The organism is Erysipelothrix piscisicarius (assembly GCF_003931795.1).
Taxonomy (GTDB): Bacteria; Bacillota_I; Bacilli_A; order Erysipelotrichales; family Erysipelotrichaceae; genus Erysipelothrix; species Erysipelothrix piscisicarius.
Genome location: NZ_CP034234.1, coordinates 528,044 through 551,517, shown reverse-complemented (window position 1 = coordinate 551,517; position 23,474 = coordinate 528,044). Strand labels below are relative to the sequence as shown.

Genomic DNA, 23,474 nt, shown 5'->3' with positions numbered 1-23,474 from the left:
CGACATGTATTATTCTTGGTCATCCGCAAATTGACTGTTATAAAGATCGGCATAGAAGCCACCTTGAGCCATCAATTCATGATGATTTCCCATTTCAATGATATTCCCATCTTTAACGACAAGAATTTTGTCTGCATTTTTAATGGTTGAGAGGCGGTGCGCAATCACAAAACTTGTGCGTCCCTTCATCAACTCAGCCATCGCTTCTTGAATCATTGCATCAAGTCGTGTATCAACCGAACTGGTTGCCTCATCAAGAATCAAGATTTTCGGATCACTTAACAGTGCTCGCGCAATTGTTATTAATTGTTTTTCTCCATTTGAAATATTTGATGATTCCTCATTGAGAACCATGTCATACCCATTCGGTAAGGTTGTGATAAAGTGGTGGACGTTGGTTCGTTTGGCTGCATCGATAATTTCTTCATCGGTCGCATCCGGTTTTCCATAAGCAATATTCTCTTTAATTTTTCCACTAAAGAGCCATGTATCTTGAAGAACCATACCAAATAGAGAACGCAAATCATCACGTTTCATATCACGAATATCAATCCCATCAATTTTAATCGATCCTTCATTAACGTCATAAAAACGCATAAGAAGGTTGATAATGGTTGTCTTTCCAGCCCCTGTCGGTCCAACAATCGCAACCATTTCCCCCGGGTTAATATCAACGGATAAATCTTGAATAACGGGTTTTTCCCCGTATCCAAAATATACATTTTCAAACGATACTGAACCCTCGTAATCATCAATCATCACTGGATTTTCAATGTCATAAACATCATCGGGTTCTTCTAAATATTCAAACACACGATCCATCGCAGCAATTGATGCTTGAATGGTTGGAGCCATTTGCGTAATTTGTGATAACGGTTGGTTTACTTGCCAAATATAACGAATAAAAGCTTGTAAAGCCCCAACAGCCATAGCACCTTCAATAATACGGATGGCACCCATGTATACAGAAAGTGCAATCGCAATATAAGTAATCATGGAAACACTCGGTGTCATTAACCCTGAGAAAAAGTTTGCTTTAAATCCATTTTCGCACAATTCCTCATTGGCTTTACGGAAATCTTCCGTTGCATTTTCTTGATAGTTATAGAGTTTAATCTCCTTAAATCCTGTAAATTTTTCTTGAACAACTGAGAACATATTTCCCAATACTTCTTGTTGACGAGTAAAAAGTACTTGTGATCGCTTCATAATAAAACGTGCAACAAGGATACTTAATGGAATAATCGCAATCCCCACAAGGGCCATCGTAAAGTCAATTGAAATCATCAAGATGACCGCAAAAATAATTCCTAATACAGCCATAACAACTTGCGCAAAGGATTGTTGGAGTGCACCTGATAAGGCTTCAATGTCAGTAGACATACGCGCCATCAAATCCCCGGCTGAATGCTTATCAAAATAACTTACCGGAAGACGTTCCATTTTCTTCTTAACTTCCATACGCATGTCATATACTGCAGATTGAATCGCATCTGAAATTAAGTATTGCAAGAATAGACGCGATAATGCATTGGTAACATAAATGACAAATAGAATACTAATAATACGAAGAATCACATCAAATTGAATGTGAGCACCCGCTACATTTAAACTGATATCTTTCACATCACTTGCAAGCTGTGTCGTCACAAATCCTTCAATCATTGGCGCAGCAGCCGTTAAGACAGCAGCAACAAGAAGACATAGAACTGCTCCGAGAAGTTTTACTTTATAAGGCTTTAGAAAACGCCAGAGTTTTTTATAACTTTTCATACTTTGCCATCTCCTTTTCACTGAATTGAGACTCTGCAATTTGAATGTAAATTGGACAATTCTTGATTAATTCTAGATGAGTCCCTTGTCCAACAATTTTTCCTTCATTTAATACAATAATGCGGTCTGCATCCACAATCGAACTAATACGTTGTGCGACAACTAACATAATTGCATCTTTTGTTTCTTCTTTTAGGTTCTTTCGAATCAAGGCATCGGTTTTATAATCAAGCGCCGAGAAACTATCATCAAAGATATAAATCTCAGGTTTACGTACAAGCGCACGCGCTATACTTAAACGCTGTTTTTGCCCACCGGATACATTGGATCCACCTTCACTAATCCATTCATTATATTTATCAGGTTTTTGTTCAATGAAGTCCTTAGCGGATGCAAGTTCTGCACTCTCTTCAACTTCATGATCATTGGCTGTTTCTTTTCCATAACGTATGTTTTGTGAAATACTACCACTGAATAAAAGTGATTTTTGTGGGATAAAGCCTACTTTATAACGTAAGGAATATAAATCCCATTCTCGAACATCAACCCCGTTCACCAAGACACGACCGTTTGTGACATCGTAAAAACGAACGATAAGGTTAATCAACGTGGATTTCCCTGAACCGGTCGAACCAATAAATGCTACGGTTTCACCTTTTTTAGCGGTGAAGTTTAGGTTTTCTAAAACATTTGCCTCACCATCTGGATATGCGAAATCGACATGATCAAAGACGATTGATGTTTCTTCAGAACCTTCATGAACCCCATTTTCCGGGTTTTTAATAATAGGTTCTGTATTTAAAACTTCTTCAATACGACGTGCACTTACGGCAGCACGTGGATACATAATAAATACAACTGAAAACAGCAACAATGAGAATAAAGCATGGAACTGGTATTCTAAAAAGGCAACGATTGAACCAACTTCTAATGTTCCAGCTTCAACCATCCCCGATGCGGTCCACATAATGGTTAGTACGGATAATTCAAGGATAAAGAAGAACAGTGGTTCTGCTCGTGACATCACACGGAAAAGTTTCTTTGAAACATTTGCATAATCTTTATTAATTTTTTGGAAACGTGCTGTTTCATGTTTATCCTTACGGAAGGCACGAATAACACGAACACCTGTAATATTCTCACGGGTGACACGATTCAAGGTATCCATAAGACTTTGTTGTTTTCGACTTAGCGGTCCCGATAACTTACCTACAATGCCTACTACGATAAGGATAAAAGGGACACTTCCTGCCATGACAAGCGCAAGACGTTGATTGGTACGGAAAATCATAACCGAACTGAATAAAATCATAAACGGTGCATGAAGCCCCATACGTAATAACATTTGAACAAACAATTGTAATTGGTATACATCATTAGAAACACGTGTAATTAAGGATGATACCCCGATTTCATTATACTCAGAGTGTGAAAATTCTTGAGATTTTTCAAACATATCGTTACGTATATCGCGAGTGATACGTGTAGCAATACGACTCGACGTATAGTTAAGTAAGATTGTCCCCAAACCTCCAAGAATGGCAACTCCAAGGAGCAAGAAACCTTGGCTCTTAATTAAGTCCATATTCTGTGTTCCCACACCCTCATTAATCATGGTTCCCATGACTGTTGGAATTCCCAACTCAACAAGCGCAAAGGCCAGAATTGCGACAATATTTAATAGAAATAACATCTTATATTTCTTTAAATATCTAATAATTAATCTCATAGTTTTACCTCCTGTACATTTTTTTGCAACTGAACTATAATAAGGTATAAGGTAACCTTATAGTCAAGGAGAAAACGTATAATGAGCATAAAAAAGGATAAACTTACTACCGGTCAATTCGCAAAAATTTGTCATGTACCGAAACATGTTTTATTTTATTACGATGAAATTGATTTATTTAAACCAGAATTCACCGATCAAAATGGTTACCGATACTACGCCTATCATCAGTATTATGCTTTTATTGTTATTACATTCCTAAAAGATTTAGGAATGCCACTCACAGATATTAAGGAATATCTGGATGTTCGTTCCCCCGAGAACCTTACTCATATTCTATCACAAAGAAACCAAAAAATTGATGAACAGATCCAGAGATTAAAACTCAGCCAAAGTTTCATAAAACATACACTCGATTTAATGGATTTGGCGGCCCATTCTAAAGCAAACGTTTGTGAAGTGAAAGTTCTTGAACCCGAGTCTTTGATTATTAGTCGACAGACGGTAAGTTCAGATCCCCACAGTTTTCTTAAAGCTTATGTTAGTTTTTGTATTGATAATGGCATCACCTTTACCAATTACGTGGGTTCCATTACATCTAAGCGTGCCATTCTCGAAAAGCGTTATCGAGAATTGGATTATTTATACGCGATTTCCCTTGGAGATCTTGAGAACGTAAATCTTTATGAAAAACCCGGCGGAACCTATTTAACGTATTATCATCATGGATCATACGATACGTTGTCTGTTGGCTATGATGCGATGATTGCATACGCTTCGAAACACCACTTTGTATTAGACGAAGCATTCTATGAAAAGCTTCTTATTAACGAGATTACCGTAAAAACGGAAGATGAGTTTATTATTGAACTTTCCGTTCGTATTCTTGATGATAACAGTGTAGAATAAGGGGTGCAAAGGGGGGATTTCGATGCATCATGAGTCTGTATTTGATCTTTACCGAGATTTTAAGGTTCACATCGTTTTATGTTTTATTTTATGTTTTATTTTATTTTTGATTACCTTTGCTGTTCATTTTGTTATTCCGTTTGGAATATACTACGAATTCATCAGCAAAACGATCTTTGTTTCCTGGTCTATTCCACCATTGTTTTTCTTATGTTTTATTTCAATATTACTTTTAAACATTCGAGTTTATCTTACATTCTCGAAAAACAATCAAAGTCACTAAAAAAGACGCTATTCCTAGCGTCTTTTCTTATTTTAACTCTGATTTTAATAAACCATAGCAGAGCACATCGTGATACTTCCCATTTCGATAAAGCATTTCACGCATTCTTCCTTCTTCAACAAAACCCATTTTTTCATAGAGTGCAATGGCACGTTTATTGAAATCAAATACATGAAGGTAAAGGCGATTAAGATTAAGACCCTCAAAGCCCCACTCAATAAGTTGAGCCATAATAAGTTTCCCATAACCTTTACCCCAATAATTTTTATCCCCAATTACAATTGCAAGTTCTGCATGACGATTTCGTTGATCGAGGTTCATAAATGCACACGTTCCAATTGGTTTGTCGCCATCACAAATGACATAAGTCATCCCATCAACCATGATCTGACTCCATGTTTCAACTTCTTCGAAAGACATCGGTCTTAGGAATTGAGACTGATCAAAAATTGCGACCTCGGGGTCATTACGCCATGTGTAATAGGCCGGAATATGTTCTGCTGTAAACTTTTTAAAATTTAGGTTCATTGTTTTTTCCTCGTTCTATTTTACAAATCCAACTGCAGATGCAACGGATATGATGACCGCAGCAACGATTAATAAGACTGATAAAATGCGAAGTGTGAATTTCAGATATTTATCATAAGGAACATTCACAAATTCCAAAGTTCCCATTAGCGTTGCACTTGGATAAATGGCGGCCATAAAGTTAATTCCTGCCACAAAGGCACTAATTAAGATAATTTGTCCACCCGATTCACCAATTGCACTTGCCGCAAAGACTGCAGAAGCTACAGCACCAAGAATTGGCATCGAGATACCCGCAACCCCACTTGTGGATTGAAGGAATACACCAATAAGCACATACGATGCAATCGCGAATAAACCAAACACCCATGTAGGAACCGCACTTAACGCACCCGAAATCCAATAGATGAAGGTGATGGACATTCCTTCTGTGGAACTCCCCATAATAATTGCGATCCCACGTGCAATCGCAAGTACAACCACAACACCAAATAAATCTTTCATTCCATCGATAAATACATCTAAGAATTCTGTCTCAGACATTTTATTTATAAATTTAAGTAAGAATGCGCCCAATACAAAGAGGAATGCAAACTCATTAAAGCCCCATGTTCCAAGTCTTGAAACATGACCTGCCCCAAAAATGGATCCCAACACCGGAACTTTCGCAAGGGCTGTGAATGGACTGTTTACGATATTTGCCACCTCAGTTCCTGCGATTTCTTCCCATGGGAAGTATCCAAGAATGATGATAACTACAATTAAAATCAAGACAAGTGCAGACCACTTACGTTGTGTTGTGAATTCCGGTAAGGATTCATTCTTATCCACAAGGGTATTTACCCCTTCACAATCTGCTAACACTGATTTTTCTGGATTCTTTTTAACACGAGACGCATAACGAATCATCAACATCGTCCCAACAACATAGAGTGCTAAGAAGATTATTGAGCGTAATACAATTCCTGATCCAATTGTAAGATCTGGATTTCCAATTGCGGCAACAGCAGCACCTGTGGAAAAAGGATTCACAAGACTGGACATATTACCGATTGTTGCCCCAATAAAGAGAACCCCCAATCCGGTCATAACGTCGTACCCTGCGAGAACAAACATTGGCACAATCACAACTGAGAACGCTGTAATCTCTTCCCAGAAACCAAATGATGTTCCTAATACGGCAAAGATAAACATCATCACCGCAATTAAGACATTCCCTTCAAAACGCTCTAGAATACGACCAATACCCGCATCCAAAGCACCGACATGATTTAATACATTCAAGAAACCACCGGCACATAAGATCCCAATCGCAACATCACTTGCTGCTTGAAATCCTTGAATTGGGTCCATTAAGACATCCCAAAAGCCAAACGGTCTTAGACCCACACCACGAATAATTTCACCGTTTTCACCAAATGCTGCGTTAAATACAATGCTTCCCGCTTCTTTATCAAAAACCGATTGAGGTACAACATAACTCAAAATCGCAGTGATAACTAAAGCAAAAAAGACAATTTTATAAGACGTAGGCATTTTAAAACGTTTTTTTGTTTCACTCATACTTTATTTTCCCCTACTGACTTCTATTTACTGAATCACAAGATTTAAGAATGCTTGCGCATAAACTGCCATCGCAATTTTCATATCTTTAATACTGATGCATTCGTTTGGTTGATGTTCTGTCTTCACCCCGCCTGGTAAAATGGCACCAAATGCTACGACATTATCCATGGCACGTGCATACGTTGCACCACCACTTGTCTTTGGCTCGGATTCCATATCGCCGGTAATGCTTTGGTATGCACCCATAAGACTTTGAATAAACTCAGAATCTTTTTCCACATAAATGGATTTTAAATAATCAAACAATTCTACAACAACCGAATGTTCATGGGCTGCTTTTTTAAGATTTGTTTCTACTTCTTCTTTTGGATAAGTAACAGGGAAACGGATATCAATTCCAATTTCTTGGATGTTTTCTTTAAAACTTACTTTCCCAACATTAAGCATTAATTTTCGGATACATCATCATAAACATCACCAAAGATGAGTTTACCGTTTGATCTAAGCATTTTCCACAATAAAATCGATCATTTCACTTCGTTTTCCCGCTGTATACAATGCATGAGCTAAATGCGTAATTGCATTTTCACCTTGATCGGCAACTTGGGCATGCATGGCTTTACCCGTAACGGTAATCACATCATCCTTAATTTCATAAGGATAACCCAATTCATCCAAGGCTTTCACCACTTCAGGATCAAATGTCGTTGATGCTTCAGCCGGTACTGCATTCAAGGCACCACCACCATTAAATTTAATGTCGGTAATTTGATGTGTTGTGAGTGTAAACTCAATCAACCCTTTTTCCGCATAAATCAATGGGAAAGATGAATCCGGTGTAAATCCTTGAGTTGGAAGTTCTTCCTTCGCAACATAAGCATTCATACAACGCCATAAGGATTCCTCATCCGTACCGAAAATAAAGCGAACACGTTGGTTTAAAGATTTCCCTTCATCCAACAACATTTTCAATGCATACATAGCGGCTAACGTTGGTCCCTTGTCATCGGAAGTTCCACGTCCAAACAACATGCCATCTTTTTCAACCAATTCAAAAGGATTGGTATTCCATGATGCAAGATTTCCAGCAGGAACAACGTCCATATGTCCCAACACACCAAACATTTCCTCGCCTTCACCAATTTCCGCATAACCGTAGTAGCCTTCTGGGTCGATAAATGTATTAAAGCCCATTTCCTTCGCAATCGCTAACACTTCTTCAAGTGCTTTTTGGATTTCTTGGCCAAATGGTTTTTGACCTTCTTCGTCAAGAACACTTGCAATCGATACAAGGCGTTCCAAATCACGTTTATAATCTTCAAAAACTGATTCTACTTTTGTATTTAAGTCCATAGATCCTCCTCATTCATTTCAAGCAACCTTGAAACGTTCTCTTATTATTATACCAAAGAGTGCATGGATAAAGTACCCCTTCTCCTGTTTACCCTTGACCGAACTCGTGATACTCACTCACAAACAATATGAGATGCGGTATACTTGATGTAATAATAAGGAGATACTCATGATAAAAAATGAACCCCGTGTTGGCGTAGGTGCCATGATTCTGCAAGAAGGTGAAGTTCTACTTGTTTTACGAAAAAAAAGTCCAGAAAAAGATCACTGGAGCTTACCTGGTGGAAAAGTTGAACTCTATCAAACCTTGGAAGATGCGGTAAAACGCGAAATCAAAGAAGAACTAAATCTAGAGATCCAATTGGATCAACTTTTGTGTGCGACCAATCATATTTTGATTGAAGAAGGCGTGCATTATGTTGCCCCAACATATCTTGCGCACATTACCGACGGTAATCCATGTCTAATGGAACCCGACGCATTGGGTGGTATGGGTTGGTTTCCCCTTGATGAATTACCACAGAATCTAACCGTAACGACCGTGAATGCCTTGGACGCATATCTTAAATTTACTAAAAAATGATCGAGTGGATAACTATTTCATAAACCTATGCTTTATAATATATCTATTATGGGAGGGGAACGATGTTAGAAGTATTATTTGAAGTTGTTATCGGATGTATTGCGATTTTCTACGTCGATGCGAAAGAATGGAGCGATACAAAAAAGCAAGTGGTAGCGATGCTTATCTACTGGATTCTAATTGCCTTAATGATTGGTTCCTTAATTTTCTTTTTTGGTGCCTAAAAAGACCCACGATTACGTGGAGTTGTCAAACAAAAGTAGACATTAATAAAAGACTAGAAACCCTTATCCATTTTATATTGATAGGGTTTTGTAATTTAAACAGTAAGCAGGTCTTTCAAAATTGAAATAATGTACATATTCTTCGATAAAATTTTCAAAGTTATCTACGGACCAGTATTGATAATCACACGCCATTTCTGCTTTAATCCATCCATTTAATGATTCGATAATTGATTATCTGTAGGTGTTCCAGCTCGCGACATAGATCTAATTATGTTATAATTTTCATGCGCTTTAGCGAAAGCTTTAGAGTGGTAGACAGCTCCTTGATCTGTGTGAAGAATCGTGGAGCTGTTTTTATTATCCTTAAGTAGCGCAAGGAGATCCTCGAGACACTTGTAGTAAGGCTTAGGATCACCAGTTGTACGCGATAATGCAGAACTGATAATTTCATTGTTAAAGGTATCAACCATTAAAGTCCATTCATATTAATCCCTTTGTTTCGAATATGTGTCATATCTGAAACAATAATTTCTAAAGGTTTGCTGCCTCCATTGATTCTTTATAATATTAGGATAAATTCGACTTTGTGTTCCAGGTTTTATAGGAATAGTGTTTAACTTTTGATTTAATATTTAAAACTTGCAACACTTGTGGATTAAATTATCGGAAAATTCAATCCCTAAATCACTTTGCTTTCATGACTGCAGCGATATCATGATAACCATAACTTGAAAACGGCGATGCCAGTCTTTAATCACAAAGCTAAGAATCGCTCTTTTGTTCATAAATATTGAGATCATTCTTATGCTTTAACCACTTGTAATAACCAGATCGGTTCAAATTCATAAATCTAAAATGAACGTAATCGGATGTTTAAAAGATAAGTCATGTGCTATTTGGAATTCTTGTCTTTAAAGTAACGAACTCCTTGTTTACACCAACCTTTCACCTGGTACCCTTTTTAATCGTGCAATCTCAATATCTCGTTTTAGAATTTCGAGTTGAAGTCGTTCGAGCTCAGTTAATGATTTACTCGTATGAAGCGCAGAAAATGATTTCCTGTCTTTTCTTGTTTTAAACCCTCTTTACCATCGCGCATGAATCGATCAATCCAACCATTAATCGTTCCTTTAGGACTTGTGATAGTTTCGCAGCACTTATATGTTCATCAATATGACGTGTAACGACTTTAATACGATCCTCATAAGTCCATTTATTATTTAATCCACCTTTGGGTCTTCCCATCATTAATACCTCCGTTTTATCTCTGATTTTATTATTACACAAAAAAGTAGACAAGTCTTTTTTACTTGTCTACTTTTAGTTTACTACTCCACGATTACGTGGATCTTTTTTTGATTATTCATGTGTTTTAAGAAAACAATCTTCTAAATGATCATCTACCATGCCTACAGCTTGCATGAGAGCATAAATTGTCGTTGGACCGACAAACTTAAATCCCAGTTTCTTCAAATCTTTACTCATTTGAACGGAAAGGGGTGTGGATGCAGGAACTTCGGACATATCTTGGTAATGATTGATGATTGGTTTGTAATCAACATAACGCCATAAAAACTTTGCCAAACTATCATGTTCCTCTGTGAGTTTATAATACGCGTGTGCATTGGATATGACTGCCTGAATTTTAAGACGGTGACGGATAATATTCGGATTTAAAACAAGACGCTCTACATCCTCTTCGGTAAAACGGATCAGTCGTGCTGGTTCGAAATTCGCAAAAGCTTCGCGCATCCCCTCACGTTTCGCAATAATCGTCGTCCAACTTAAACCACTTTGCATACCTTCTAAAATCAACATTTCAAATAAATAGCGATCATCTTCAGACTTACGACCCCATTCTGTATCGTGATACATCATTTCCAAGGGATTACGATTCGCCCACTCGCAGCGTTGTTTTTCCATAAAGACTCCTTTTTCTTTTATTATACCGAAGTTGCCTCAAAAGTGTGTTAATTTGATATTCAAATCGGGAATATTTGTTAGAAAACAACAGTTTTCACAAGGTTTATATCTTTTAAGAAAAAAGAACGAAAAAATTGTTTCTGTCATAACAATTACTTATTGGTTGATAACCCAAATAAAGACCCTTGTGATATAATTATCTAAATTACACAAGGAGAATCCTCATGAATATTAGTTTTTTTCGTGCATTTGTGGATGTCGCAAAATATAAAAGTATCACACGCGCCGCTGAACTTGCGAATATCTCTCAACCCGCATTAAGTCAACAAATCAAAGCAATGGAAACCCATCTTGACTGTACCTTGTTTGAACGGACCCACAAAGGGGTGGTTCTAACCGAAGAGGGCGAAGTCATTTTAAAATATGCAACACGACTCATTTCCTGTCACGATAAAATGATTAAAGAAGTTGAGAATCTAAAACATGATAAAAATCATCGCATTAATATCATGGCGACACCAATTGTATATGCTTATGCCCTTCCTTGCACCATCCACAGTATTAAAGAAAATTTTGAATCCTATGATTTAGAAATGAAAGCCGCATCCAGTATTGAAATTGAAAATCAAATTGTAGAGGGGAAAGCAGATATCGGATTTATTATTGGAACGCCCCTTGATGAATCGCTTTATTGTCGGCCTTTAATTAAAGACCCGTACTATCTTGTTGCCAGTACCGAATTGGATGTCCCTGACGCTTTGACCGTTGAAGCGCTTTACCAATATCAAGTCTTGATGTTGAAGAAGTCCCAGAAATGCCGCCAATTACTCAGCCAACAACTTGAGAAATGTCATGTTGATGAATCAAGATTACGCATCCCTTATGAATTGGATACTACTGAATCCATTAAGACCTCCACGGTACGTGGATTTGGCCTTGCATTCTTACCTTATATGTCCATCAAAAAAGAAGTCTATAACAAACAACTCAAAATAATCAAACTCGAAGGGTTTGAGTTTATGTCAGAATATCATCTTATCCGAAAAAACATTACGGATGACTCAATGGAAGAACACTTAGAAATTATGCGTTATATTGAAGATCAAGTTGATGCGACGAAATGTTAGAAAAAAAGCAGATTCATTCTGCTTTTTTTGTATTTAAGGTTATCGATAAGGATCAACATATGTTTCCACATTATACTCATGTTCTGGTAACGTTTCCGCAAAATAAACATCATGATGCTTCATATCACCAACAAAATAATAATACTGGTGTCTTTCCGGTTCCATTGCAGCTAAGAGGGCATTTTGAGATGGATTCATAACCGGACCAATAGGAAGTCCTAAATGTTGATATGTATTAAATTTAGAATCAATATCTGTATTGGATTCACATTGTTGCCAAGTTTCATATTCATACAATGCATAACAGACGCTAACACTGGATTGCAAGGGCATTTCCGATTGGAGTCGATTATAAAATACACCGGAGACCCGTTTCATATCATCAAAATTTTCGGTTTCAAAATTAATAATTGAAGCCAATGTATAGATTTCATGGATGCTGAGTTTTTGAGATTCAAACAAAGCTTTATGTTCTTGGTAAAACGCAAGGGTTTGGTCTAAAAGTCTTCGCGTAACCGCATCGACGGTTGTTTGCGTAAAGAAACGATATGTTTCAGGGGTAAAATACCCTTCCAAACCAACATTTAACGATGGGTTAAATACAGCTTCAGTTAAAAACGGATAGTCCTTACTTAGGGATTTTAAGTACACTGGATCACTCCACGACGCTAAAATATCATCTGCTTTAAGGTTGGGAATGCTCCCAATTTTAAACGCAAAATCTTTAGCCCAATCATTGGGAAGAAATGTGATATCAACTTCCCGTCCAACTTTATTTTCCGGATTGGTTAATTGATTTGCAAGTTCCTCATAGGTTGATGAACGATCTAAAAAATAATTTCCTGGTTTAATGGTTTGCGTTGTGGATCGTTGCATCGTTTTTTTGAAGAATTTTTTTGATCGTACAATCCCTTGTCCTTCAAGACGCTCAGCAATGGTATCCAAGGTATCATCAGCTGTAACCAGAAACACAATCACATCCGATTCAGACGTCGCTGGCTTTCGCAACGTATCGTGACTCATTTTAATACGTGCTCCACCTCTAACAAATACAATAAAAAGCAGCATCATGAATGCTGCGAGATAAACATAACGCTGTTTCTTCTCTAAATCTTTCATAGAACCCCTCAAGATTTTGATGGCGGATGATTATTGTTTTGCGGTAATCGTAATTTCCCAAACACCAGGTATTACCTCATCAGGGCTGTAACGAAACCCTTGCGCATCACAATAAACACCAACGGCAGATAAAGTACAATGATGATCTGTAACCAATAAAACAGACTCTCCAGAACATAAGGCATCATATTCTTTTTGAAGTAATAGCATGGGATAAGGACAAATTTCGCCTAAACAATCAATCCGTTTCATATCATCATCTCCTTTTTTGTTTATAGTACAAACAGTTATCCGACTTGTCAATGTAAAACGAATTATTCGACAAAAACACAGGCTGATTTATTCAAAAAGTGCGAAAAAAAAACACTGCGTTGTCCGACACAGTGTTTTAGGATGATTCAATCAATTGCAAATAATGGATAAACTCTGCATTGGGAATGATTGAATAAAGGTTGAACATAAAGAGCATCAATACACGACATAAATCAACCGCCGATTTATGTGCAAGGGGATGTGTTTGATGGTAACGTTTTATGCTCATTATTATTATTTGAGAAGGTGTTTTAATCTATTATAATTAATTAAACGTCCTTCCCTACCCCTAGTTTACGCAATCACCCCTCTTAAAGTCGCAATATGTCATGAAATACATAGTTTATGGTACTAATGCACAAAAATAAATCATAAGAATGAAATCTTGTGTATGATGGTGTCAAGGAGGATTGAATATGATCTACGACCATATTAGCAATGCCCATTTATACTTAGGAATTAATGAAAACCTGGATGCAATCTTGATGGATATCCAGACTTGGCTTTTAGACCCCTCTACAACACTCATTAAAAACTTCATTCATTTTGAAACAGGAATTGAAGCAGAAAAATCATATGAATTGCATCGCATTTATTATGATGTGCATGTTGTGTTAGAGGGAAATGAGTTTTTTAAAATGACGCATAAAGACAATCTTGTCCATCAAACAAACTATGATGAAGCGCATGATATCTTATTTGGAGATTGTGAACCGCATCAAGGGGAAGGTATCTTAAAACCCAATACGTTTGTGATTTTCTTTGAACATGAAGCACATAAAGTGGGCTATGATCTTACTGGGAACAACCCCATCTCTAAAATTGTCTATAAAGTTCGAATTTAACTGCTTCGGCAGTTTTTCGCTTTCATAGACTTGCACGATGAATCTTTTTATTATAGAGAAAATTGGAGGCTTTATGACTACACTAAAACAACGATACCTTTGGATCGATCATTTCAAAGGAATACTTATTCTAATGGTCGTTTTTGGTCATGGGCTTGAATTTTTACGTCATGATCTTAAAGTCTTCAATTCATCTACAACCTTATTTACATGGTTCATATGCCTGCTTTTGTATTTATTTCAGGGTATTTGTCGAAGAATATTGAGAAAGGCCGAAATGATGCTTTTCGGACTTTTTTTATCCCCTTTTTTATTTTCAATACCCTTTGGGCTATATTAAAATTGCTCCCGCTTGGCATTCAAACCACGGATGGGATTCCAATTTTTAGTTTTTTAACACCCGGGTGGGCAATGTGGTTTTTGCTGGCAATGTTTATCTGGAAATTGCTCCTACCCTCATTGCTTCATATTAAAGATATATTTGCGCTTAGTTTGTTTATTGGCGTTTTAGGAGGGCTTTTCACTGAATTTGGTGACTACCTCACGTTATCTCGTATTCTCGTCTTCTTGCCCTATTTTCTTGCCGGATATTTCACAACACATCAAACCATTGCGGATATCCAATCGCAAACCAAACACTATCCAGTTCTTATCTTTGCAATAGTTATCCTTGCGGCATACCTCTATACATTTGTTCTTAACTTACCGTCCGAATTTCTATGGGGTGATCGATCATATCATGAACTCTTTACTACAATGGGTTACCCCATTCTCTTAGCAATCATCCGTTACGGTCTTGGGTTTATGGGGATTTATGTTTTATTAAATCGCGTTCCAGACCATCAAACACGATTGAATCGATTCGGAAAAAATTCGTTAAACATCTACATGTTTCATACCTATCTCTTGATTTTGATGGCTCCAATAACCTTTAACCTTGAGAATCGAGCCATAAGGCTGATGTTAGTATTAAGTTGGTGTGGTGTTATTGTTTACATGCTTTCAAGTAAACCAATGGTTTCTGCCTATGATCGGTTTATATGCTATATTTATCGACGCCTCTTTCGCAACCAAACATAACAAAAAAAGAACACCTACAATGTAGGTGTTTTATTTAATATTTGGCGCGCCCGACAGAAGTCGAATCCATAACCTCTTGAGCCGTAATCAAGTGCTCTATCCAGTTGAGCTACGGGCGCATCATCTTTTCAACATAATCCCTGTTGATGTTTCCTATTATACGCTAGCTTCTGGGGATATGCAATGCTCAAATATAAAAAATCCCAAATTAGCAAATATACAAATTATCAGTATGCAAATATCGTGATTTTCATGGGTCAAATAGCAAGAAAGTGCTATTGATCCTTTGGCTCTACCGATCCAATATATTCCATATCAATGTGTTCGATACCGTCTTCAACGACAACAGGCCCCATTGGTTTGAATCCACGTTTTTCATAAAAATTTTGAAGCGATGCAATCGCATGAATGTGTATTGGTTTATCTTTTAACGTTGTCTTAATTGTGTCGATTAAAGTTTGAACTAAAAGCGACCCCAGAGCTTGATTACGAAGGGCTGGCAAGATTAAAACACGGCCAAAGGTATTGGAGTCACCGGCGTCATAAACACGACCATAACCGACTAAAACGCCTTCATCATCCCGTACAAACACATGAAGTGCCGTTAAATCAAAATCATCAATTTCCTGATACGCACATTCCTGTTCAACCACAAAAATATCAATACGCAAGCGATACATCTCAAACAATTCTTCTTTCGTTAAATCATGAAACCATTTCTTTTCAATATTCATTCTACCCCTCCTTCTTAACTTAATCTTACATGACCATCGTGAAATTTAGATTAAAACCCTCAGTCCATCCCATAAAAAAACGGAACTGACCTAGTTCCTTGGGACTAAAGAAAAAACCAAGTTAGGATGAAGTTAACCGATAATTTACGGGAGATTGATATCCTAGCTTTTCTTGTATTCGATTTTCATTGTAATATTTTAAATAGTTTATCACAGTTTGTGATACAATTTCAGTAGAACCCTTTAGTTCTGGGTTTAATTCGAATGTTTCACACTTTAGCGAGGCATGAAACGATTCGATAGAGCATTATCAGCGGAGTACCCTTACGGGACATACTCATGGTAATGCTTTTATTTTACTTTGAGTTGATACTCTTTTGATGTATAGACACTCCTTGATCAGAATGAAGAATACATGGCTGAACGATATCCGGAAGTTGATTTAATGTATCAACCACACATTCTAGGTTTTGTCTGTCACTCAATGTAGACGCAATAATCTCACCATTATATAAATCCATGATCGTAGATAAATAGAGCATCTTATGGCCATAAGGGATGTAAGTGATATCTGTCACCATTTCTCTAGAGGACGTAGTGATTTAAAGTCGCGATTAATGATATTGGGCATAATGATCTTCGGATTTTGTTTTCGATACCGTTTGACCTTAACACGGCATTGACATTGGTGTTTCTGCATTATCTTTTGAACAGTGTTCTTATTGATAATTCTTTCTTTCGAATTAATGCAGTTATTTTCGATATCCATAACGAAATTTATTTTCTTTACAAAGTTCAATTACTAATGCTTCATTGACAGAATAATTATTAGACTCTAGTTGCTCTTTTAGTCCAACGGTAATACGTTGACTTAGGTACCCCAAAAAGATTCAAGATATCTTTAAGAGATACAGTGTTGCGATACTCTTCAACGAGCTTGATGATTATTTCAGGAACCACATCCTTCTCTTTCAAATACTTTTTAATAGTTCAATTTGTTGCTCCAAAGATTTAATTCTAAGTCTTTGTGTTTCTTCGACCGTGTCTCCTTCAGGCCCTTTCCAAAAGTATATTGCTTGCCTACAGGTTGAGAAAATCGATAGTGTTCACCATTTCGATACCATCTCCACCATGTTTTGACTTGTGTTACATTTTTTATTCCAAGTTCAGTCTGAATAAACCTGCTTGAGTAGCCTGCCAATTTCATTTCTATAACTTTCATCTTTGTCTCATAGCTATGCATAGTTCGTGTTCCCATATAAAAACCTCCTATATTGAACTATTTTACAATAATTCTCATACAAGAGGTTTTTCTCTTTAGTCCCACGGAACTAGGTCAGTTCCTTTTTTTATTGATTTAAATATTCATCAAGCGTTAAACCACTGTTATAGATTTCAGTCGCAGCATTGCTACCAACATAGCGCAAATGCCATGCTTCGGGTTGATATCCTGTTATATGTTCTTTGCCCGCTTGATAACGAACAATAAAACCAAAGCGATGAGCATTGCGATTCACCCATGTGGATTGTTCGGTCTCAGAAAAAGCAAACATATTCCCACCTGGTGTCACCACATCAATAACGAGCCCCGTTTGATGTTCCGAATGTCCCGGTCTTGCCGACATTAAATCCGCTTGAACTTGGCCGTGAGATGCAACGTAATTGGTATACAGTTCTTCTTGGAAGTCATAACCTCGGTAGGATGAAGTAGCAAGCAACCACAAACCCGTTTCATCATAAAGAGCATCTACCATCTTAACAAATGATGAACCCGTATTAGGGGTTGCCTCATAACCCTCGCTGACAGCATAATCCGCAGGAATATAACTGAGGTTTGGATAAAAATCTCGTGATAATGATCGATGCTTATTTACCAAAACAAGTTCTGAATGAGAATCCACCACTGCAGATGTTCCACTATCATAATCCGTAGGATTTTCAACATCATGTGGTTTCCCTTCCTCCACATCATTAGCATGCTCTTTCAACACATGAACGGTCAATTTACGTTCAACTTGGTTTGTCTTATCATCGACACTATAGATCATGTCATAGGTTCCGGGTTCATCATAATCAATCGAGCCTTTCACATTTACCTTTAAAGATTCGCTTAACGATCCAAAAGCATAATCCTTTGCGACTGCAGTAATCTTTGATGCTCCTATCGAAATTGATTGTTCGTTCCCCTTAATAGTAGTTCCATCATGTGTAATAATAATTTCGGGAGCTTTCGTATCTTCAGTTTTAATCTTCAAAAGGACGTCACGTTTCGGATTTTCTTTTAAATAGACACGCAATTTTAGATTTTCTTCTACTAAAATACCTTTGGGCTGTAATTCAAGCTTTCGCCTTTGAATTATCGCATCATTATGGTCTTGAATGGATAATTCCCCTTTATCCGAAACCACAACCATTTCATACTCAGATGTCTTCGGATCCACGATAATCTTATCGTGGACAACCGATAAAGCTACATCACTATCTGCTTCAACCACGAATTCATTGCCATCAACGATGCGAATCGCAGCACCAGACATCATGTATGCCATTACTGCTAAACCCAAAACAGTAACCACAAGCGCTGCGCCCATCACCCCATATTTATGTTTTTGAATCCATTTAATCATACACAATCTCCTTGCCTCACTCTTGACTTTAATTATCTCATTTTCTTTCATCCATATCCACTTCTAACTAAACTTTAGCTTTAGACATTCCTTGATTTAATTAAAAAAAAAACCGTTAAAAACCCATTTTCACTTTTCAACCAAACACTTATAGAATTCAATGGAGCGATTGACCAACATCACCGTAAAATGTAGAATTCATCTGTAAGCGCATTCAAAAGGAGGATACCATGAAACACACCAAAACATTATTATGTACCGGGCTCGCGCTCGTAATGAGTTCCAATGCATTGTTGATCCATGCAGACGAACCCACATCTTTAATCGAGAAACAACCACTTTTTTTTTAATACCGAAAGTAAACCGGTAAACTCAAAAGAAATGGCTCTTACAATTCAAAAAGGACATCGTAAATTTGTCACGCCACTTCTCAGTGATCCAAATAGCCATTATCAATTTGAAACTACAGATGCCGCAATCGCATCGATATCAGAAAATGGTCTTATCCTTGGCCTTAAAAGGAAAACAACCGTAAACATTAAATCAAAAGACACTTCTGAAATCGTTCAAAGCATCTCAATTGATATTACTGAAGATGCGGTTGATTCCCACTTTATAGCGATGGAATCACGCTGGCAAGAACGTGCTGTTGGAGATGAATCCATCAACCTCAATGACAAACACATTCAAGATTATATTCAGGTTGTTGATGGAAAAGCAGATGACGCATTCTCAACACTTGACCAAAGTCCAAATCCTGAATTCCCATGGGCTAATGAAGACAACAAAACCGTAGCTGCTCATAACACCCGTCAATTTACAAATCTAAAGTCCATTGCGATTGCATTTGGAACGTACGGAAGTAAATATTATCAAGATGAAGCAACCTTAAACTTTATTTCGACGCAACTTGATTTTCTCATTAACGACCAAATGTATGGAAGTCCATTCACCGTTCCGACTCACGGAAACTGGTGGGATTGGCAAATTGGAATCCCAATGCGCCTTCTTGATATCCTCTCGATTGTAAATGATTATATCGACCAAGAGGACATAACCCGTTATTTAAAAGGAATTGAAGTCTACAATACAAACCTCACCACGCTCCTCAATGGTGCTCCAGCAACAGGTGCAAATAAAACAGATGTTGGTCTAATTTTCTTAGGGGTTGGGATCATGAAGCAAGATGCTTCACTTCTTGATTATGTAAACCAAGAGATGCCGGAAGTTGTTCAATATGTATCATCAGGTGATGGTCTTTACAAAGATGGATCACTTGTACAGCATAAAGATATTGCATACCTTGGTACCTACGGAAATGACCTCGTAAAGGGAATTGGGAAAATCGCATCGATTGTCGCGGACACACCTTGGGCTATGGATCCTGCAACAATGCAAAATATCTATTCACTGATTGATGAGGGATACATTCCACTTATGTATAAAGGGAAAATGATGTCAATGGTTAATGGTCGAAGCATTTCTCGCGCTCCTTACATGAGTCCAACCGCACAAGAGTTTGATACAGGAAAAGAAAGTATCGCAAATATTATGTTGATCGCAGATGCAGCACCGGAACCACTAAAATCTACTTACAAACAACACCTCAAAGAGTGGATTATCGCATCAGATCGTTACCACGATTACTTTAGTCGTACTCGTGATTTCGAATCATTAGTTAAAGCCAAACAAATTTTTGAAGATGAATCCATCCAAACCTTGGAATCAACGCAACATGTGAAAATATATAGATCAATGGATCGCGTTGTAAATCGTAACCACGACTATACCGCAGCACTCAGCATGTTCTCAAAACGAATTTCAAACTATGAATCCATAAACAACGAAAACATGCAAGGATGGCATACAGGAAGTGGTATGCTCTATCTGTACACAGATAACGACATTGATCAATATGACGGTACCTACTGGGCAGCAGTCGATAAATATCGTCTTCCAGGAACAACCATTGATACACGTCCATTAGCTAATAAAGCGCTCCACCGAAAACTATCCAAACAAGCATGGGTTGGTGGTTCATCAACTGGTAAAATAGGAAGTGCAGGAATGTACTACAACACAAATACGTTTAATAATGGTATGGACCTTCGTGCTCAAAAATCATGGTTCTTCTTAGATGATGCAATTGTTGCACTCGGAACAAATATCACAGGAACATCCCCATCATCCATTGAAACAACAATTGAAAATAGAAAAGTTGATGCCGATGCTCAAATCAAGCACAACGAAACATCCATTAGCGCTCCAAAACTAAGCCTTGAAAAAGGGGATACCATTACCCTCAACAACGGCGACAAAGGAACTTTTGGATACTACTTCCCAACAGAAACAGATGTTGAAATCAGTAATACCGTTCACAGTGGAAAATTTGTAGATCAAAACCTAATGTTTGATGACAAAATTGAATACAGCTCAAACTTCTTTAAATTGGGCATCAACCATGGAACAGTCGCAGACAATGATGCTTATGAGTATGTCATGCTTCCAAACAGTTCCGAAACACAAATTCAAGACTTCGCTAAAAATAACACACTCGAAATCCTTGAAAATAACAACTTAATTCAAGCAATCAAAACAGATACAACCTTTGCAATGAACGTGTGGGGTGTTGATGGTGCCAATCTCGAAGGAATTGGTGTTGACCGTTCCGCATCCGTTCCTGCACACATTACAAACAACCGTACGTTAACCATTGCAGTGAGTGATCCAAAACATGTAGAGGAAGAAATTCAGGTATCCATTACCCGTCCCTACAAATCTGTAACCAAGATGGATTCAAACATCACTCAAAATGGAAACCAATTCACAATCAATACCAAAGATCTTGAAGGGGCTTCCAGCATTATCGAATTACGCCTTGATACAGAGGCACTTGAAAATGCTGTCGTGTCAGAGATTCGTACGCTCTTTAAAACAATCGATGCTCTTGATTTAGATCTCTATACTGAAGATTCTAGTAATGATCTAGTTGAAACACGATCACGCGCACAAGAAACCGTTGATAATCCCGATCGTACCCTCGAAGATCTCGAAGACGGCCGCGATCAACTTCAAACCTCCTACGATCATCTTGAACTCAAAGAAATCCAAGAAGAACCTGAAACAAAGCCGGAAACAAAGCCTGAAGAAGGAAAACCAGATGTGGAAATAGAGCCAAACATTGATCCTTCAAAACCAACTAAAAAACCAGAAAGTAACCGTGAAGAATCCGATACACTTCCTAAAACAGGTATCCATTCAGAAACACGATCCTTTGCAGCGTTTATGATTATTGGACTTGGCTTACTCTTTAAGCGTAAAGACTCTTAATTGCTAAGAAACAAGTAAAACGTAAAAACATCTCAATCTGACATGATGTCAGACGGAACTGACCTAGTTCCGTGGGACTAAAGAAAAAAACCTCTTGTATGAGAATTATTGTAAAATAGTTCAATATAGGAGGTTTTTATATGGGAACACGAACTATGCATAGCTATGAGACAAAGATGAAAGTTATAGAAATGAAATTGGCAGGCTACTCAAGCAGGTTTATTCAGACTGAACTTGGAATAAAAAATGTAACACAAGTCAAAACATGGTGGAGATGGTATCGAAATGGTGAACACTATCGATTTTCTCAACCTGTAGGCAAGCAATATACTTTTGGAAAAGGGCCTGAAGGAGACACGGTCGAAGAAACACAAAGACTTAGAATTAAATCTTTGGAGCAACAAATTGAACTATTAAAAAAGTATTTGGAAAGAGAAAGGATGTGGTTCCTGAAATAATCATCAAGCTCGTTGAAGAGTATCGCAACACTGTATCTCTTAAAGATATCTTGAATCTTTTTGGGGTACCTAAGTCAACGTATTACCGTTGGACTAAAAAAGAGCAACTAGAGTCTAATAATTATTCTGTCAATGAAGCATTAGTAATTGAACTTTGTAAAGAAAATAAATTTCGTTATGGATATCGAAAAATAACTGCATTAATTCGAAAAGAAAGAATTATCAATAAGAACACTGTTCAAAAGATAATGCAGAAACACCAATGTCAATGCCGTGTTAAGGTCAAACGGTATCGAAAAAACAAAAATCCGAAGATCATTATGCCCAATATCATTAATCGCGACTTTAAATCACTACGTCCTCTAGAGAAATTGGTGACAGATATCACTTACATCCCTTATGGCCATAAGATGCTCTATTTATCTACGATCATGGATTTATATAATGGTGAGATTATTGCGTCTACATTGAGTGACAGACAAAACCTAGAATGTGTGGTTGATACATTAAATCAACTTCCGGATATCGTTCAGCCATGTATTCTTCATTCTGATCAAGGGAGTGTCTATACATCAAAAGAGTATCAACTCAAAGTAAAAAATAAAAGCATTACCATGAGTATGTCCCGTAAGGGTACACCCGCTGATAATGCTCCTATCGAATCGTTTCATGCCTCGCTAAAGTGTGAAACATTCGAATTAAACCCAGAACTAAAGGGTTCTACTGAAATTGTATCACAAACTGTGATAAACTATTTAAAATATTACAATGAAAATCGAATACAAGAAAAGCTAGGATATCAATCTCCCGTAAATTATCGGTTAACTTCATCCTAACTTGGTTTTTTCTTTAGTCCCAAGGAACTAGGTCAGTTCCTTTCTTGGATAAGGGTTTTTATTTCTGGTAGGCCTCTGATTTATTTCAACTTAAAGTTAAGGTATGATATAAAAGTATTTTTAGGGTGAATC

The 23,474-nt window shown here is 37.3% G+C and carries 23 protein-coding genes, 1 tRNA gene and 1 pseudogene; 8 read left to right on the top strand and 17 right to left on the bottom strand.

Going from position 1 to position 23,474, the window contains the following annotated elements; translation table 11 throughout:
* Positions 1 to 9: 9 nt before the first annotated feature.
* Together EEI45_RS02725 and EEI45_RS02720 are read right to left on the bottom strand one after the other, a co-directional pair.
* Positions 10 to 1,773, bottom strand: a complete 1,764-nt coding sequence (locus tag EEI45_RS02725; protein ID WP_125164056.1) for an ABC transporter ATP-binding protein — start codon at positions 1,771 to 1,773, stop codon at positions 10 to 12.
* Entirely contained in the window at positions 1,760 to 3,502 is a 1,743-nt protein-coding gene (locus tag EEI45_RS02720) for an ABC transporter ATP-binding protein (protein WP_125164055.1), read from the bottom strand. The genes EEI45_RS02725 and EEI45_RS02720 overlap by 14 nt, the downstream gene beginning before the upstream one ends.
* Before the next feature lie 81 nt (positions 3,503 to 3,583).
* Here EEI45_RS02720 and EEI45_RS02715 point away from each other — a divergent pair, with 81 nt between their 5' ends.
* The gene (locus EEI45_RS02715) at positions 3,584 to 4,411 is read left to right on the top strand and encodes a MerR family transcriptional regulator (RefSeq protein ID WP_125164054.1); all 828 of its coding nucleotides are present in this window, start codon (positions 3,584 to 3,586) and stop codon (positions 4,409 to 4,411) included.
* Between the two features lie 310 nt (positions 4,412 to 4,721).
* Here the strand turns inward: EEI45_RS02715 and EEI45_RS02710 are convergent, their stop codons facing one another.
* From EEI45_RS02710 to EEI45_RS08935, 4 genes are read right to left on the bottom strand one after another with little or no spacing between them, the layout of a single operon-like run.
* A complete protein-coding gene (locus EEI45_RS02710; protein WP_125164053.1) occupies positions 4,722 to 5,222 on the bottom strand; it encodes a GNAT family N-acetyltransferase in 501 nt (166 codons plus the stop codon).
* 15 nt (positions 5,223 to 5,237) lie between these two features.
* Positions 5,238 to 6,785, bottom strand: coding sequence for a YfcC family protein (locus EEI45_RS02705; protein ID WP_125164052.1), 1,548 nt, complete (start codon positions 6,783 to 6,785; stop codon positions 5,238 to 5,240).
* Between the two features lie 27 nt (positions 6,786 to 6,812).
* The gene (locus EEI45_RS08940) at positions 6,813 to 7,235 is read right to left on the bottom strand and encodes a M20/M25/M40 family metallo-hydrolase (protein ID WP_228410470.1); all 423 of its coding nucleotides are present in this window, start codon (positions 7,233 to 7,235) and stop codon (positions 6,813 to 6,815) included.
* 54 nt (positions 7,236 to 7,289) lie between these two features.
* A complete protein-coding gene (locus EEI45_RS08935) occupies positions 7,290 to 8,141 on the bottom strand; it encodes a Sapep family Mn(2+)-dependent dipeptidase (RefSeq protein ID WP_228410469.1) in 852 nt (283 codons plus the stop codon).
* Between the two features lie 169 nt (positions 8,142 to 8,310).
* On the opposite strand from EEI45_RS08935, the gene EEI45_RS02695 reads away from it, so the two are divergent.
* On the top strand, positions 8,311 to 8,724 hold the full coding sequence (locus EEI45_RS02695) for an NUDIX hydrolase (protein ID WP_125164051.1): 414 nt from the start codon (positions 8,311 to 8,313) through the stop codon (positions 8,722 to 8,724).
* Between the two features lie 62 nt (positions 8,725 to 8,786).
* Complete coding sequence (locus EEI45_RS02690) at positions 8,787 to 8,948, top strand: amino acid permease (RefSeq protein WP_125164050.1); 162 nt, start codon at positions 8,787 to 8,789, stop codon at positions 8,946 to 8,948.
* A gap of 72 nt (positions 8,949 to 9,020) precedes the next feature.
* Here EEI45_RS02690 and EEI45_RS08930 read toward each other — a convergent pair whose 3' ends face one another.
* The 4 genes from EEI45_RS08930 to EEI45_RS02675 all read right to left on the bottom strand — a co-directional run bounded on the left by EEI45_RS08930 (position 9,021) and on the right by EEI45_RS02675 (position 10,874).
* Positions 9,021 to 9,143 carry a hypothetical protein gene (locus EEI45_RS08930; protein WP_267128138.1) on the bottom strand — a complete coding sequence of 41 codons (123 nt, stop codon included), beginning with the start codon at positions 9,141 to 9,143 and terminating at the stop codon, positions 9,021 to 9,023.
* 20 nt (positions 9,144 to 9,163) lie between these two features.
* Entirely contained in the window at positions 9,164 to 9,421 is a 258-nt protein-coding gene (locus EEI45_RS10015; RefSeq protein WP_407644012.1) for a DDE-type integrase/transposase/recombinase, read from the bottom strand.
* 604 nt (positions 9,422 to 10,025) lie between these two features.
* A complete protein-coding gene (locus EEI45_RS08535) occupies positions 10,026 to 10,199 on the bottom strand; it encodes a hypothetical protein (protein ID WP_164503749.1) in 174 nt (57 codons plus the stop codon).
* A 111-nt stretch (positions 10,200 to 10,310) separates the two neighbouring features.
* Positions 10,311 to 10,874 carry a DNA-3-methyladenine glycosylase I gene (locus EEI45_RS02675; protein WP_125164049.1) on the bottom strand — a complete coding sequence of 188 codons (564 nt, stop codon included), beginning with the start codon at positions 10,872 to 10,874 and terminating at the stop codon, positions 10,311 to 10,313.
* A 224-nt stretch (positions 10,875 to 11,098) separates the two neighbouring features.
* Here EEI45_RS02675 and EEI45_RS02670 point away from each other — a divergent pair, with 224 nt between their 5' ends.
* Complete coding sequence (locus EEI45_RS02670) at positions 11,099 to 12,001, top strand: LysR family transcriptional regulator (protein ID WP_125164048.1); 903 nt, start codon at positions 11,099 to 11,101, stop codon at positions 11,999 to 12,001.
* Positions 12,002 to 12,040: 39 nt separating this feature from the next.
* Here the strand turns inward: EEI45_RS02670 and mltG are convergent, their stop codons facing one another.
* The 3 genes from mltG to EEI45_RS08530 form a co-directional block, all read right to left on the bottom strand.
* On the bottom strand, positions 12,041 to 13,120 hold the full coding sequence (gene mltG, locus EEI45_RS02665; protein ID WP_125164047.1) for an endolytic transglycosylase MltG: 1,080 nt from the start codon (positions 13,118 to 13,120) through the stop codon (positions 12,041 to 12,043).
* Positions 13,121 to 13,150: 30 nt separating this feature from the next.
* Positions 13,151 to 13,372, bottom strand: a complete 222-nt coding sequence (locus EEI45_RS02660) for a sulfurtransferase TusA family protein (RefSeq protein WP_125164046.1) — start codon at positions 13,370 to 13,372, stop codon at positions 13,151 to 13,153.
* Positions 13,373 to 13,508: 136 nt separating this feature from the next.
* A complete protein-coding gene (locus tag EEI45_RS08530) occupies positions 13,509 to 13,661 on the bottom strand; it encodes a hypothetical protein (protein ID WP_164503748.1) in 153 nt (50 codons plus the stop codon).
* Between the two features lie 187 nt (positions 13,662 to 13,848).
* Here EEI45_RS08530 and EEI45_RS02655 point away from each other — a divergent pair, with 187 nt between their 5' ends.
* Positions 13,849 to 14,277 carry a YhcH/YjgK/YiaL family protein gene (locus EEI45_RS02655; RefSeq protein ID WP_125164045.1) on the top strand — a complete coding sequence of 143 codons (429 nt, stop codon included), beginning with the start codon at positions 13,849 to 13,851 and terminating at the stop codon, positions 14,275 to 14,277.
* A gap of 210 nt (positions 14,278 to 14,487) precedes the next feature.
* Positions 14,488 to 15,357: an acyltransferase family protein gene (locus EEI45_RS02650; protein ID WP_228410468.1), complete on the top strand. Its 870-nt coding sequence runs from the start codon at positions 14,488 to 14,490 to the stop codon at positions 15,355 to 15,357.
* Positions 15,358 to 15,399: 42 nt separating this feature from the next.
* On the opposite strand, the gene EEI45_RS02645 is transcribed toward EEI45_RS02650, so the two are convergent.
* From EEI45_RS02645 to EEI45_RS02630, 4 genes and pseudogenes are all read right to left on the bottom strand, one after another.
* Positions 15,400 to 15,476 (bottom strand) — tRNA-Arg (locus EEI45_RS02645).
* A gap of 156 nt (positions 15,477 to 15,632) precedes the next feature.
* Entirely contained in the window at positions 15,633 to 16,091 is a 459-nt protein-coding gene (locus EEI45_RS02640; RefSeq protein WP_125164044.1) for a GNAT family N-acetyltransferase, read from the bottom strand.
* Positions 16,092 to 16,212: 121 nt separating this feature from the next.
* Positions 16,213 to 17,349 (bottom strand): annotated as a pseudogene (locus EEI45_RS02635) (IS3 family transposase).
* A gap of 91 nt (positions 17,350 to 17,440) precedes the next feature.
* The gene (locus EEI45_RS02630) at positions 17,441 to 18,718 is read right to left on the bottom strand and encodes a M15 family metallopeptidase (protein WP_125164043.1); all 1,278 of its coding nucleotides are present in this window, start codon (positions 18,716 to 18,718) and stop codon (positions 17,441 to 17,443) included.
* Between the two features lie 381 nt (positions 18,719 to 19,099).
* Here EEI45_RS02630 and EEI45_RS02625 point away from each other — a divergent pair, with 381 nt between their 5' ends.
* Positions 19,100 to 22,048 carry a polysaccharide lyase 8 family protein gene (locus EEI45_RS02625; protein WP_228410467.1) on the top strand — a complete coding sequence of 983 codons (2,949 nt, stop codon included), beginning with the start codon at positions 19,100 to 19,102 and terminating at the stop codon, positions 22,046 to 22,048.
* A 140-nt stretch (positions 22,049 to 22,188) separates the two neighbouring features.
* A protein-coding gene (locus EEI45_RS02620) for an IS3-like element ISErh1 family transposase (protein ID WP_125164042.1) occupies positions 22,189 to 23,342 on the top strand; the annotation gives its coding sequence in 2 pieces (ribosomal slippage) (positions 22,189 to 22,462 and positions 22,462 to 23,342; 1,155 coding nt in all).
* Positions 23,343 to 23,474: the final 132 nt, after the last annotated feature.

What these genes read in the sequence shown, in the direction of transcription:
- EEI45_RS02695 (WP_125164051.1), top strand. Translation starts at nt 8,311, where the DNA reads ATGATAAAAAATGAACCCCGTGTTGGCGTAGGTGCCATGATTCTGCAA.
- EEI45_RS08930 (WP_267128138.1), bottom strand. Translation starts at nt 9,143, where the DNA reads ATGGCGTGTGATTATCAATACTGGTCCGTAGATAACTTTGAAAATTTT.
- EEI45_RS02630 (WP_125164043.1), bottom strand. Translation starts at nt 18,718, where the DNA reads ATGATTAAATGGATTCAAAAACATAAATATGGGGTGATGGGCGCAGCG.
- mltG (WP_125164047.1), bottom strand. Translation starts at nt 13,120, where the DNA reads ATGAAAGATTTAGAGAAGAAACAGCGTTATGTTTATCTCGCAGCATTC.
- EEI45_RS02715 (WP_125164054.1), top strand. Translation starts at nt 3,584, where the DNA reads ATGAGCATAAAAAAGGATAAACTTACTACCGGTCAATTCGCAAAAATT.
- EEI45_RS02675 (WP_125164049.1), bottom strand. Translation starts at nt 10,874, where the DNA reads ATGGAAAAACAACGCTGCGAGTGGGCGAATCGTAATCCCTTGGAAATG.
- EEI45_RS02660 (WP_125164046.1), bottom strand. Translation starts at nt 13,372, where the DNA reads ATGAAACGGATTGATTGTTTAGGCGAAATTTGTCCTTATCCCATGCTA.
- EEI45_RS02650 (WP_228410468.1), top strand. Translation starts at nt 14,488, where the DNA reads ATGGTTCATATGCCTGCTTTTGTATTTATTTCAGGGTATTTGTCGAAG.
- EEI45_RS02670 (WP_125164048.1), top strand. Translation starts at nt 11,099, where the DNA reads ATGAATATTAGTTTTTTTCGTGCATTTGTGGATGTCGCAAAATATAAA.
- EEI45_RS02690 (WP_125164050.1), top strand. Translation starts at nt 8,787, where the DNA reads ATGTTAGAAGTATTATTTGAAGTTGTTATCGGATGTATTGCGATTTTC.
- EEI45_RS08935 (WP_228410469.1), bottom strand. Translation starts at nt 8,141, where the DNA reads ATGGACTTAAATACAAAAGTAGAATCAGTTTTTGAAGATTATAAACGT.
- EEI45_RS02720 (WP_125164055.1), bottom strand. Translation starts at nt 3,502, where the DNA reads ATGAGATTAATTATTAGATATTTAAAGAAATATAAGATGTTATTTCTA.
- EEI45_RS08535 (WP_164503749.1), bottom strand. Translation starts at nt 10,199, where the DNA reads ATGATGGGAAGACCCAAAGGTGGATTAAATAATAAATGGACTTATGAG.
- EEI45_RS02625 (WP_228410467.1), top strand. Translation starts at nt 19,100, where the DNA reads ATGGCTCTTACAATTCAAAAAGGACATCGTAAATTTGTCACGCCACTT.
- EEI45_RS02710 (WP_125164053.1), bottom strand. Translation starts at nt 5,222, where the DNA reads ATGAACCTAAATTTTAAAAAGTTTACAGCAGAACATATTCCGGCCTAT.
- EEI45_RS02640 (WP_125164044.1), bottom strand. Translation starts at nt 16,091, where the DNA reads ATGAATATTGAAAAGAAATGGTTTCATGATTTAACGAAAGAAGAATTG.
- EEI45_RS08940 (WP_228410470.1), bottom strand. Translation starts at nt 7,235, where the DNA reads ATGCTTAATGTTGGGAAAGTAAGTTTTAAAGAAAACATCCAAGAAATT.
- EEI45_RS10015 (WP_407644012.1), bottom strand. Translation starts at nt 9,421, where the DNA reads ATGGTTGATACCTTTAACAATGAAATTATCAGTTCTGCATTATCGCGT.
- EEI45_RS08530 (WP_164503748.1), bottom strand. Translation starts at nt 13,661, where the DNA reads ATGAGCATAAAACGTTACCATCAAACACATCCCCTTGCACATAAATCG.
- EEI45_RS02725 (WP_125164056.1), bottom strand. Translation starts at nt 1,773, where the DNA reads ATGAAAAGTTATAAAAAACTCTGGCGTTTTCTAAAGCCTTATAAAGTA.
- EEI45_RS02705 (WP_125164052.1), bottom strand. Translation starts at nt 6,785, where the DNA reads ATGAGTGAAACAAAAAAACGTTTTAAAATGCCTACGTCTTATAAAATT.
- EEI45_RS02655 (WP_125164045.1), top strand. Translation starts at nt 13,849, where the DNA reads ATGATCTACGACCATATTAGCAATGCCCATTTATACTTAGGAATTAAT.